This is a genomic window from Streptomyces sp. NPDC093018, assembly GCF_040684035.1.
GTDB lineage: Bacteria > Actinomycetota > Actinomycetes > Streptomycetales > Streptomycetaceae > Streptomyces > Streptomyces murinus.
The window spans coordinates 49,162-62,027 of the sequence record NZ_JBFBFF010000022.1; the positions used below are offsets into that span (position 1 = coordinate 49,162).

Consider the following 12,866-nt stretch of genomic DNA (forward strand, 5'->3'; position numbering starts at 1 on the left):
GACGGGCTTGTGGCGATGTGGCGCGTGGGCTCGGGTGAGCGGGCACCCGCACCGATGACCCGGAAGCGCCGATTTCTCGGCGCTTGCGGCGAATTCGGCGGCCTGGCCGGATCAAGGCCACCGCGGGCGCGCGGCGGCCGTCGTTGTTGACCCGCGAGTAGCCCCTCGCTAGTTTCCGATGCCCTCGCACCGACGAGTTCCGCCGCACAACCCCCCACCGTGCTTTTCGCCGATTGTGTCGGAGTCTCATGACCTCCCCTGTGCGCGCCCATGATCTGATCCTGTGCCTCACCCCGTTCGGAGAACCCGACGCGGGCCTCGCCGCGGCCGCCACCGGCGCCGGCGCGCTCGGTGTCCTCGATCTCGGCGACGGCGACCGAATATGCCGACAGGAACTGTCCCGGCTGAGAAGAACGGCGCCGGGCCCGTACGGCGTCCGGGTGACCGCCCGGTGCGCCCTCACCCCGGCCGAGCTGACGGACGGCCCCGACCTCGTCGTACTCGCCGCGGACCTGACGGCCGCGGACAACCCCTGGAGCATCACCGAACTGGCCGTCGAATTCCGGGTGTTGGCCGAGGTCACCGATCTCGCGCAGGCGCGGGCCGCCGTCCGGGCCGGTGCCCATGGGCTGATCGCCCGGGGTGCCGAGAGCGGTGGCCGAACCGGTGCGCTGAGCACCTTCGTGCTGCTCCAACAGCTGCTCGCCGACGCCGAGTTGGGCGACTCGCCCGTCTGGGCCTGTGGCGGTGTCGGGCCACGGACGGCGGCCGCCGCCATGGCGGGTGGCGCCGCCGGTGTCGTCCTCGACAGCCAGCTCGCCCTGCTGCCCGAGTCCCGGCTGCCGGAGGCGGTCCGGGCGGTGCTGCGGTCCCTGGACGGCGCGGAGACGGTGGTGATCGGCGGGCACCGGGTGCTGCGCCGCCGCGGCCCCGACGCGCTGCCGCTCCCCGCCGACGGCCCCGCGGCGGTCGCCGCCCTCCTCGGCGCCCGCGACCCGGCCCACCAGCTGCTCCCCGTCGGCCAGGACGGCTTCCTCGCCGCCCGGTTCGCCGAGCGCTGGGGGGATGTGCGGGGCGTGGTGCGGGGGATGACGGCGGCGATGCGGCCGGAGTCGGGCTCGGAGCCGGAGGCCGGGCAGGCGTTGCGGCCCGGGTCGGCGATGTGCCGGGCGCTCGGGACGCGGCTGCCGGTGGCGCAGGGCCCGATGACGCGGGTCAGCGACCAGGCCGGATTCGCCGCCGCCGTCGCCGGGGACGGGGCGCTGCCCTTCCTCGCGCTGGCGCTCGCCGACGGCGCCCGGACCCGGGCGATGCTGACCGAGGCGCGGGCCGTCCTGGACGGCCGGCCCTGGGGCGTGGGCGTGCTCGGCTTCGCACCCGAGGAGATCAGGAACGCCCAGCTGGAGGTCGTACGACAGCTGCGGCCCACGCACGCCGTCATCGCGGGCGGCCGGCCCGCGCAGGCCGAGGCGCTGGAGCGGGCCGGGATCCGCACCTTCCTGCATGTGCCCTCGCCGGGGCTGCTGCGGCAGTTCCTCCAGGCCGGGGCGCGCAGGTTCGTCTTCGAGGGCTCGGAGTGCGGCGGGCATGTCGGGCCCCGGGCGTCGTTCCCGCTGTGGGAGGCCCAACTCGCCGTACTGGACGACTTCCTGGCCGACGCCGAACCCGGGACGGCGGCCCAGGTGGAGGTGTTCTTCGCGGGCGGCATCCACGACGAGCGGTCCGCCGCGATGGTCGCCGCGCTCGCCGCGCCGCTCACCGGACGGGGCGCCGCGATCGGGGTCCTCATGGGCACCGCCTACCTGTTCACCGAGGAGGCCGTCGCCCACGGCGCCATCCGGCAGCTCTTCCAGGAGCAGGTCCGCGCCGCCACCGCGACCGCCCTGCTGGAGACCGCGCCCGGCCACGCCACCCGGTGCGTGCCCAGCCCGTTCACCGGCGACTACCGGGACCGCGAACGCGCGCTGCGCGCCGGGGGCCTGCCCGACCGCGAGGTGTGGGAGACGCTGGAACGCCTCAACGTGGGGCGGCTGCGCATCGCCAGCAAGGGCGTGGAGCGCGCGGACGACGGCCAGTTGCGGGACGTCGACGAGCAACGGCAGCTCACCGAAGGGATGTTCATGGCCGGAGAGGTCGCCGTCCTGCGCTCCGCGACGACGACCATGGCGGCCCTGCACCGCGCGGTGACCGACGGCGCCGCCGACTTCCTCGCCGCCCGCGGCCGGCTCCCGGTCACCGAGTGGGAGCCGGCGCCGCCCGCACCGCTCGATGTCGCGATCGTCGGCATGGCCTGCATGTTCCCCGGAGCACCCGACCTCGCCGCCTTCTGGGCGAACATCGTCGCCGGACGCGACGCGGTGACCGAGGTGCCCGCCGACCGCTGGGACCCGGAGGTGCACCACGCCGCCGGGCACACCGCCTCGAAGTGGGGCGGGTTCCTGCCCCGCATCCCCTTCGACCCGCTGCGCTACGGCATCCCGCCCACCTCCCTCGGCAGCATCGAGCCCGTGCAACTGCTGTCCCTCGAAGCGGCCCGGCGGGCCCTGGAGGACGCCGGATACGGCGAGCGGGGAAGGGAGTTCGACCGCTCGCGCACCGCCGTGGTCTTCGGCGCGGAGGCGGGCAGCGACCTGTCCAACGCCGTGACCCTGCGGGCCGTGCTCCCGTCGTACTACGGCAAGGTCCCCGACGGACTCGACGGCCAACTGCCCCGGCTCACCGAGGACTCCTTCCCCGGGATGCTCGCCAACGTCATCTCCGGCCGCATCGCCAACCGCCTCGACCTCGGCGGCGCCAACTTCACCGTGGACGCCGCCTGCGCCTCCTCCCTCGCCGCGCTCGACGTGGCCTGCAAGGAACTCGTCTCCGGCACCAGCGACGTGGTGCTGTGCGGCGGCGCCGACCTGCACAACGGCATCAACGACTACGTCCTCTTCTCCTCCGTCCACGCCCTCTCCCCGACGGGCCGCTCCCGCGCCTTCGACGCGGAGGCCGACGGCATCGCGCTCGGCGAGGGCGTCGCCTGCGTGGTGCTCAAGCGGCTCGCCGACGCCGAACGCGACGGCGACCGGATCTACGGCGTGGTCAAGGGACTCGGCTCCGCCAGCGACGGCCGCTCCCTGGGCCTGACCGCGCCCCGCCCCGAGGGGCAGCGGGCCGCGCTGGAGCGGGCGTACCGCAATGCCGGGGTCTCGCCCGCGCAGGTGAGCCTGGTGGAGGCGCACGGCACCGGCACCGTGGTCGGCGACCGCACCGAACTCGGCATCCTCGGTGAGGTGTTCGCCGAGTCCGGCGCCCGCACCGGCGGCTGCGCGCTCGGCTCGGTCAAGTCCCAGATCGGGCACACCAAATGTGCCGCCGGACTCGCCGGACTGATCAAGACGACCCTCGCCCTCTACACCGGGGTCACGCCGCCCACCCTGCACCTGGGACGCCCCAACCCGGCCTGGACCGAGGACGACAGCCCCTTCGCCTTCCACGCCGAAGCCCGGCCCTGGGCCCGGCCCGCGGGCGAACGCTTCGCCGGGGTCAGCGCGTTCGGCTTCGGCGGCACCAACTTCCACGCCGTGCTGGCCGCGCACGGGGACGCGGTACCGCCCCGGCAGACCCTGGACGAGTGGCCCGCCGAACTGTTCCTGTTCCGCGCCCGGGACGAGCGGACCGCACACCGGCAGGCGGCGGAACTCCTTGAGGCGGCGCAGGCGGACGGACGGCCCTGGCGGCTGCGCGACCTCGCCCTCGCCGCGGCCCACCGCGCCGACATCTCGCGAGAGCCGGTCCAACTGGCCTTCGTGGCACGGGATGTGGACCAGCTGACCGAGCTGCTGCGGGCGGTCCTCGACGGGCACGGCGACGGAGACCGCGACGGCGGCGGAGACGGCGGCGCGGACGTCCGCCGCTCGGACCCGGTCGCCGGAAAGGTCGCCTTCCTCTTCCCCGGACAGGGCAGCCAGCGCACCGGCATGCTCGGCGAACTCCTCGTCGCGCTCCCCGAGTTGCGGGATCATCTGCATCCGGACCAGGCCGACGTCGTCTATCCGCCGACCGCCTTCGACGACACCGCGCGCGAGCGCCGCCGGACGGCCCTGACCGACACCCGGGCCGCCCAACCCGCCCTGGGCGCGGCGGGCCTGGCCGCCCACGCCTTCCTCGGCGCGGCCGGTGTCCAGCCGGACCTCGCCGCCGGACACAGCTACGGCGAACTGGTCGCCCTCGCCGCCGCCGGTGCCCTCGACCCGGACACCCTGCCCCGGCTCAGCACCGAGCGGGCCGCCGCGATCCTGGCGGCGGCGGGCGCGGACCCCGGCTCGATGGCGGCCGTGGGCGCACCCGCCGAGGACGTCGTCGGTGCCCTGCGCGAGGCGGGGGCGCCGGAGTCCGTCGTCGTCGCCAACCTCAACTCACCGCAGCAGACGGTGATTTCGGGACCCACACCAGACATCGACACGGCGGTACGACTGCTGCGCGCGGCCGGACTCGGCGCGAAGCGGATCCCCGTGGCCTGCGCCTTCCACAGCCCGCTGGTGGCCGGGGCGGGGGAGCGGTTCGCCGAGGCCCTCGCGGACCAGCCGGTGCGCGCGCCCGAGTTCCCCGTCTGGGCCAACCGTACGGCGGCACCGTATCCGCGGGACCCCGACGGGGTGCGCGCCGAACTCGCCGCCCAGATCGGGGCGCCGGTCGCGTTCGCCGCGCAGATCGAGGCCATGTACGAGGCGGGCGCGCGGATCTTCGTCGAGGCGGGCCCCGGGGCGGTCCTCACCCGGCTCGTCGGGCAGATCCTCGGCGATCGCCCGCACCGCACGATCGCCCCCGAGCCCCGGCCCGAGGGCGGACTGCCCGGCTGGCTCGACGCCCTCGCCCGACTCGCCGTCGCGGGCGTCCCGGTGCGCACCGCCCGGCTCTTCCAGGGCCGCGACGCCGTCGACGCGCTGCGCGCCCCCGCCCCCGCCCGGCCCGGCTGGACGGTCGACGGACAGCTGGTCCGCACCGCCGACGGAGCCCTGCTCGCCGGTGCCCTCGCACCGGCCCGACGCGTCGTGGAGACGACTGTGACCACCGACCAGCCCCATGGCACCCCCGTCGACCGGGACGCGCTGATCACCGAATTCCTGCGCAGCGGAAGGGAGATGATCGCGGCGCAGCGGGATGTGCTGCTCACCTACTTCGGGGGGACGGGGTCGCCGGTGGCCCCCGTGGCTCCGGTCGCGGCCGTCGCACCGGTCGCCCCTCAGGAATTGCCGTCGGCCGAACCCGTCTTCGTAGCAGCCGAGTTGGTTACCCCCGCGGTGCAGGAGGAGGCCCCGGCCGCGTCCGGTGCGGACGTGGGGCAAGTGGTGCTGGAGATCATCAGTGAACGCACCGGCTATCCCGTCGACATGATCGAGCCCGATCTCGATCTGGAGGCGGACCTGAGCATCGACTCCATCAAGCGGGCCGAGATCGCGGGCGAGCTGGCCAAGCGGCTGGGCATCGGCGGGGGCGCGGAGCTGCTGGACGACGCCGAGCTGGAGGAGCTGACCAAGGCGCGTACGGCGGCGGCGGTGACGGCGTGGCTGGCGGCGCGGGCCGGCTGCGGTACGGGGTCCGGCCGAGCGGAGGAACAGGCACCGGAGCCGGACGCGGCGCCGCTCGGTGTGGCGCCCCGGCGCTTCGAGATGCGGGCCGTCGAACTGCCCGGCATCGGGCCGGAGGCCGGTTCCGATCTCGCCGGGCAGCGGTTCTTCCTGCTGGGTGACGGCGGGGGAGCGGCGGCCGAGCTGGCGGCGCGGCTGGACGCGCGGGGCGCGGAGGCCGTCCTGGCCGACCAGGGGCATGTCCTCGGGGCGGCGGACGGGACGGTGGACGCGGTCGTGTATCTGGGCGCGCTGCCCGGCCCGGATCTGCCGGTGCTGCCGGACGCGTTCCCCGTGGTCAAGGCGGCGCTGATGTGCGGCGCGGGCAGGCTGCTCGCCGTACGGGCCGCGACGGGCGCGGATGCCGTACGGGCGGCCGGGCTCGACGGGCTGTTCCGCACCGCCGGGCGGGAGTATCCGGACGTGGTCGCGCGGGTGGTGGCCGTCGGGGACATCGCTCCGGCGGCGGTGGCCGAGGCGGTGCTCGCGGAGCTGCGCGCACCGGCGCCGACACAGAAACCGACACAGAAACCGGCACCGGCACCGGCATCGACACCGGAAGCGGCAGAGGCGGGGGCAGGGGCAGGGGTAGGGGCTCCGGTTCCGCTCCCCGGGGCCGAGACGCCGGCCCCGCTCCCCGTCGTCCTGCGCGCCGCCGACGGAACCCGCCGGGGTCTGGACCTCCTCCCCGTCCCGCTCGGCTCCCTCGGCAGCACCGGTGCGGGCCCCGCCGGGGTCGGCACCGCGGAGGCCGCCGCGCTCGGGCTCGACCGGGACTCCGTCGTCCTGCTGGTCGGCGGCGCCCGGGGCATCACCGCCCGGTTCGCGGCGACGCTGGCCGCCGCCTGCGGCTGCCGGATCGAACTGCTCGGCCGCACCCCCGCCCAGGCCGCCCCCGAATCCCCGGCGACCGCGGCCGCCCGCACCGCCGTCGAGCTGCGGGCGGCACTCGCGGCCGCGCCCAGCGCGCCGAAGCCCGCCGAGATCAACCGGACCGCCGAACTCCTGCTGGCCCAGCGGGAGATCACCGCGACCCTCGACGAACTCACGGCACTCGGCAGCGCGGCCCGCTACCGCGCTGTGGACTTCCGGGACCGGGACGCGGTGCTCCGCGCGGTCAAGGAGGTCCACGCCGAGCACGGCCGGCTCGACGGGGTCGTGTTCGCGGCCGGGGTGATCGAGGACCGGCTGATCGCCGAGAAGACCCCCGACTCCTTCCAGCGGGTCTACGGCACCAAGACGGTGGGCGCCGGGGCCCTGTTCGCCGCCCTGGACGACCTGCCCGGGGCGCCCGCGTTCACCGTGCTGTTCGGCAGCATCGCCGCCGTCCTCGGCAACCGCGGCCAGTGCGACTACGCCGCCGCCAACGACGCCCTGGAGACGCTCGGCGCCGACTGGGCCGCCCGTACCGGGCACCGTGCGCTCACCGTGCACTGGGGCCCCTGGGCGCCGTCCGGCACGCACACCGGCATGGTCGGCGCGGAACTCGGCCGCGAGTACGCCCGTCGCGGGGTGGCCATGATCGACCCCGAGGAGGGCACCGCGGCCCTGCTGCGGGAGCTCGCCTGGGGCGACCCGGCGGCCCGTGCCGTCGTCTACACCGCGTCGGGCTGGTGAGATGACGAACAGCCAACTCCCCGTCGCCATCGTCGGGATGGCGGTGCTGCTGCCGGGCGCGCGCGGACTCGACGCCTACTGGCACAACCTGCGCGGCGGCGTCGACGCGATCGGCGAGGTGCCCGCGGGCCGCTGGGACGCCGACTACTACCGCCCGGCCGCCGCCGGGCCCGCCGCCCCCGACCAGGTGTACTGCCGGCGCGGCGGCTTCGTGGACGGGCTGGCCGAGGTGGAGGTCACCCGGTACGGCATCATGCCCGCCGCCGTCTCCGGGACCGAGCCCGACCAGCTGATCGCCCTCGACGTGGCCGCCGCCGCGCTCGCCGACGCGGGCGGCGAGCGCGGGCTCCCGGCCCGGGACCGGATCGGTGTGATCCTGGGCCGGGGCGGCTACCTCACCCCCGGCCTGGCCCGGCTGGACCAGCGGGTCCGCACGGCCGGCCAACTCATCCGCACGCTCGGCGAGTTGGTGCCGGACCTGTCGGCCGCCCAACTCGACCGGGTCCGGGCGGCGTTCACCGAGCGGCTCGGCCCGGACCGCCCCGAGACCGCGATCGGCCTCGTGCCCAACCTGGCCGCCTCCCGGATCGCCAACCGGCTCGATCTGCGCGGCCCCGCCTACACCGTCGACGCCGCCTGCGCCTCCTCACTGGTCGCCGTCGACCAGGCGGTCGGCGAACTCACCGCCGGACGCTGCGACATGATGCTCGCCGGGGGAGTGCACCACTGCCACGACATCACCCTGTGGAGCGTCTTCTCCCAGCTGCGCGCCCTGTCCCCGACCGAGCGCATCCGGCCCTTCCACCGGGACGCCGACGGCATCCTCATCGGCGAGGGCACCGGGGTCGTCGTACTGAAACGGCTCGCGGACGCCGAACGCGACGGCGACCGGGTCTACGCCGTGATCCGGGGCACCGGTGTCGCCGGTGACGGCCGTACGGCGGGCCTCGTCAGCCCCGACCCGGGCGGCCAGACCCGGGCCGTGCGCCAGGCCTGGCGGGCCGCCGGGCTCGACCCCGCGGCGCCCCGCTCCATCGGCCTGCTGGAGGCCCACGGCACGGCCACCCCCGCCGGTGACGGCGCCGAACTCACCACGCTCGCCGAGGTGTTCGGACCCGGCTCGGGCCTCGCCGACGAGGAGCGCCCGGTCCTCGGCTCGGTGAAGTCCATGATCGGCCACACGATGCCGGCCGCCGGGGTCGCGGGCCTGGTCAAGGCCGCCCTCGCCCTGCACCACGCCACCCTGCTGCCCACCCTGCACTGCGACGACCCCCACCCGCGCCTCGCCGCCACCCGCTTCCGCACCCTGGCACAGGCCCGCCCCTGGGACCGGGACCCGGGCGAGCCGACCCGTCGGGCCGCCGTCAACGCCTTCGGCTTCGGGGGGATCAACGCCCATGTGGTGCTGGAGGAGGCACCGGCCGCCCGCCGCACCGCCGCCCCCGGGCACCCGCCCGACACCCTGCCCGCCATCCCCGTCGCCCGCGTCGCCGAACCCGAGCGCGTCCTGCTGCTCGCGGCCGACTCCGTCGAACGCCTCGCCGCGCTCCTTGACGCCGACGACTCCGCCGTCCTGGCCGCCGGACTTGACCCGGCCCGCGCGCATCCCGGCGCGGGACCGGCCCGGCTCGGGATCGTCGCACCGAACACCAAACGGCTCGCTCTCGCCCGCCGGGCCGCCGTGAAGGGCCGGGCCTGGCAGGGGCGCAGCGATGTATGGCTGCGGCCCACCCCGCTGCTCGGCGGCCCCGCTGACCGGCTGGCGTTCGTCTTCCCCGGTCTGGAGGGCGAGTTCACCCCGCCGCGTACCGACGACATCGCCGCCCGCTTCGGCCTGCCCGCGCCGCAGGACACCCGGGCGGAGACCGGGGTGGGCGCGCGGGCGGGCGCCCGGGTCGAGGACATCGGGCGGCACGGACTCGATGTCGTCGGCGTGGGCCGGCTGCTGGACCGGGCGCTGCGCGCGATGGGGGTCGTACCGGACGCGGTCGCCGGGCACAGCGTCGGCGAGTGGACCGCCATGGCCGCCGCCGGGATTTATTCACCCGGCCAAGTCGACGCATTCATGGCCGAGTTCGACCCCGACGCGCTGACCGTCCCCGGGCTCGCCTTCGCCGCGATCGGCACCTCCGCCGCACAGGTCGGGGCGGCGCTCGCCGATGCCTGGGCGGGCTCCGGGATCGTGCTCTCCCATGACAACGCGCCCCGCCAGTCGATGGTCTGCGGACCGGACTCGGCGGTCGAGGACCTCGTACGGTCCTTCCGCGCGCAGGGCGTGATCTGCCAGGTGCTGCCCTTCCGCTCCGGCTTCCACACGCCGATGCTCGAACCGTACCTCGCCCCCATCCAGGAGGCCGCCGACCGCTTCCGGCTGCATCCGCCGACCGTCCCGGTGTGGTCCGGCACGACCGCGCGGCCCTTCCCGGCGGCCGAGTCGGCCGTGCGCGCGCTGTTCGTACGGCACCTGCTGGAACCGGTGCGTTTCCGCGAACTGACCGAGGCCCTGTACGCCGCCGGACACCGGGTCTTCGTCCAGCCCGGCCCCGGCCGTCTCACCTCCCTGATCGACGACACCCTCGGCGACCGCGACCACCTCGCGGTCCCCGCGTGCTCGCCCCACCACGACGGGCTGCCTCAACTGCGACGCGTGGCAACGGCGTTGTGGGCGGCGGGGGCGTCGGTGGTGCCGGACCTCACGGGGACCACGGCGACGCGGCCGACATCGGCGGCGACGCCGACATACGCGGTGACGACGACACTTGCGGTGACGCCGACACCCGCGGCGCCCGCGATCCTGGTGAACCCCGCGGGTGTCGACCGGCCACCCGTTCGGCTCGACCTCGGCGGCGCGCTGGTGTCGCTGGACGGTGCCGTACTCGAAGAGCTGAGGGGGGAGTTGGGGCGGCGGGGGCCTGCGGCGCCACGTCCGGTCGCGCCGGGCAGGCCCACGGCGAACGGTCTCGCCGCTCTGGGCATACCTACCGCAGACGGTCTCGCCGCTCCGGGCACGCCCACCGCCGGTGGCTTCGTCACCTCGGGCGCACCCGCCTCCGGCGCACCCGCCTCCGGCGCACCCGTCCCCGGCTCACCCGCCCCCGGCGGGCTCGCTGCCCTGGGCTCACCCGCCCTGGACGGGCTCGCCGCCCGCTTCCCGGTCGCCGCCGAACTGTCCGCCCTGCTGCGGGACACCGCGGACACGGCGGCCGAGGTGATGGCGGCGGCCGGGGATCGCACTCCGGCCGTACGGCGTCGTACCCCGGCCGCGCACCCGCGCACGCCCCACGCGACGGCACCCGCCCCCGTCGTACCCGCGCCCGCGACGCGCGCCTCCGCCATCTCCGCGGCTGCGCCACCCGCCCTCGCCCTACCCGCGTCCGCGGCACCCGCCCCCGCCGTACCCGTGCCCGCGACGCGCGCCTCCGCCATCTCCGTGGCCGCACCACCCGCCTCCGCCATCTCCGCGTCCGCGCCACCGGCCTCCGCCCTACCCGCGTCCGCGGCACCCGCCCCCGCCGTACCCGTGCCCGCGACGCGCGCCTCCGCCATCTCCGTGGCCGCGCCACCCGCCTCCGCCCTACCCGCGCCCGTGCCACCCGCCCCCGCCGCCCCACCGGCCATCCCCACGACCTCAGCCCCAGCCCCGGAAGCCTCCACGATCACCACGCTCCACATCTCCCCCCGCACCATGCCCCACCTCCTCGATCACTGCTTCTACCCGCAGCGCCCCGGCTGGCCCGATCTGGAGGATCGCTGGCCGGTCGTGCCCGCGACCACGATCGTGCGGCACATGATGGACGCGGCGGAGGCGGCCGAGCCCGGGATGCGGGCGGTGGCCGTGCACGGGGCCCGGTTCGAGCGGTGGCTGACCGCCGTGCCCGCCGTGGACGTACCGATCACGGCCACCCCGGTCCCCGGACGGCCGCACCACCTCGCCGTCGCCTTCGGACCCACCGCCCGCGCGGTGGTCGAACTCGCCCCGCACCACCCGGCACCACCCCCACCGGCGCCCCGCCCGGACGCCCCCGAGCGGCGCCCCGAGCACACCGCCGCGCAGATCTACCGCGAGCGCTGGATGTTCCACGGCCCGGGGTTCCAGGGCCTGACCGAGCTGTCGGCGATCGGCGAACGGCAGGTGCGCGGGGTGATCACCGCGCCCGCCGCCCCCGGCGCGCTGCTGGACAACGTGGGCCAGCTGCTCGGCTACTGGATCATGGCGACCCGCACCGAGCGGACCGTCGTCTTCCCCGTGCAGATGCGGCGGATGACGTTCCACGGGCCGCATCCGGCGCCCGGCACCCCCGTCGACTGCCTGGTGCGGATCACCTCCCTCACCGACACCCTCCTCGAAGCCGACGCCCAGCTCACCGTCGGCGGCCGGGTGTGGGCCGTGCTCGACGGCTGGCAGGACCGCCGCTTCGACAACGACCCGACGACCCGCCCCGTCGAACGCTTCCCCGAGCGCCACACCCTCTCCGCCGTCCAGCCCGGCGGCTGGACGCTGCTGCACGAGCGCTGGCCCGACCTCGCCTCCCGCGAGCTGATCATGCGCAACTCGCTGGGCAGCGCGGAGCGTGCGCAGTACGCCGCGCATCCGCCCCGGGGCCGCCGCCAGTGGCTGCTCGGCCGGATCGCGGTCAAGGACGCGGTACGCCGCCGGCTCTGGGAGCAGGGCGAGGGGCCCGTCTTCCCGGCCGAGATCCGGGTCCACAACGACGAGGCCGGGCGCCCGTACGTCACCGGTGTGCACGGCCGGACCCTGCCCCCGCTGGACGTCTCCCTCGCACACCGGGCCGAGGCGGGTGTGGCGCTCGTACGGCCGCGCGGCCCGCACCCCGGCCCTGGCAGCACCGACGGCACCGGTGTCGGCATCGACATCGAAGAGGTCGTCGAACGCGAGCCCGCCACCCTCGCCACGGCGCTCGGACCGGCGGAACTCCGGCTGCTCCGGGCGCAGTCGGGTCCGGAGGCGGAGTGGTTCGCCCGCTTCTGGGCCGCCAAGGAAGCCGTCGCCAAGGCCGAGGGCACCGGATTCGGCGGCCGGCCACGGGACTTCAGGGTCCTTGAGGCCGCCCCCGACGGCAGCAGGCTGCTCGTCTCCGGCCGCCTCGCCGACGCCTACCCGGTCCACTGCGCCCAGGTGGCCAACCCACCCGCCCTGGCGCCCCGCGCATACATGGTGGCCTGGACCACCGGCCCCACCCCCGCATCCACCACCGCGCCCATCCCCGCATCCACCACCCGGCCCACCCCCGCATCCACAACCCGGCCCACCTTCGAAGCCGCCGCACCCCACGATCCCGCAGCCGAGGAGACCCCCCGATGAACCCCCCGCTCATCCCCACCCAGCCGGCCCCCGACGCCGTCCTCGCCGACATCACCGGCATGCTCCGCGAGGTCCTGGCCGAGTACGGCGACGACGACACGGTCATCGGCATGTCCACCACCTTCAACCGCGATCTGGAACTGGAGAGCATCGACCTGGTCACCCTGGCCGGACTGATGGAGGAGCGGTACGGCGGGCGGGTCAACCTCGCCGAGTTCCTGGCCGGGATGGAGTTCGAGGAGATCATCGAACTGACCGTCGGCAGGCTCGTGGAGTACGTGGTGTGGAGCCTGCGAAGCGCGCAGGCGGGCTGA

3 protein-coding genes are annotated in these 12,866 nt (G+C 75.9%); all 3 read left to right on the forward strand.

Annotation, left to right across the window (positions count from 1 at the left end; translation table 11 throughout):
- Positions 1–248: 248 nt before the first annotated feature.
- The 3 genes from AB0N90_RS33690 to AB0N90_RS33700 are packed head-to-tail and all read left to right on the forward strand — an operon-like array spanning position 249 to position 12,866.
- The gene (locus tag AB0N90_RS33690) at positions 249–7,229 is read left to right on the forward strand and encodes an SDR family NAD(P)-dependent oxidoreductase (RefSeq protein WP_365202901.1); all 6,981 of its coding nucleotides are present in this window, start codon (positions 249–251) and stop codon (positions 7,227–7,229) included.
- 1 nt (position 7,230) lies between these two features.
- Positions 7,231–12,552 carry a beta-ketoacyl synthase N-terminal-like domain-containing protein gene (locus AB0N90_RS33695; RefSeq protein WP_365202903.1) on the forward strand — a complete coding sequence of 1,774 codons (5,322 nt, stop codon included), beginning with the start codon at positions 7,231–7,233 and terminating at the stop codon, positions 12,550–12,552.
- Positions 12,549–12,866 carry an acyl carrier protein gene (locus AB0N90_RS33700; RefSeq protein WP_051850307.1) on the forward strand — a complete coding sequence of 106 codons (318 nt, stop codon included), beginning with the start codon at positions 12,549–12,551 and terminating at the stop codon, positions 12,864–12,866. The genes AB0N90_RS33695 and AB0N90_RS33700 overlap by 4 nt, the downstream gene beginning before the upstream one ends.

Coding starts and splice junctions, on each gene's coding strand:
- AB0N90_RS33690 (WP_365202901.1), top strand. CDS start 249: ATGACCTCCCCTGTGCGCGCCCATGATCTGATCCTGTGCCTCACCCCG.
- AB0N90_RS33695 (WP_365202903.1), top strand. CDS start 7,231: ATGACGAACAGCCAACTCCCCGTCGCCATCGTCGGGATGGCGGTGCTG.
- AB0N90_RS33700 (WP_051850307.1), top strand. CDS start 12,549: ATGAACCCCCCGCTCATCCCCACCCAGCCGGCCCCCGACGCCGTCCTC.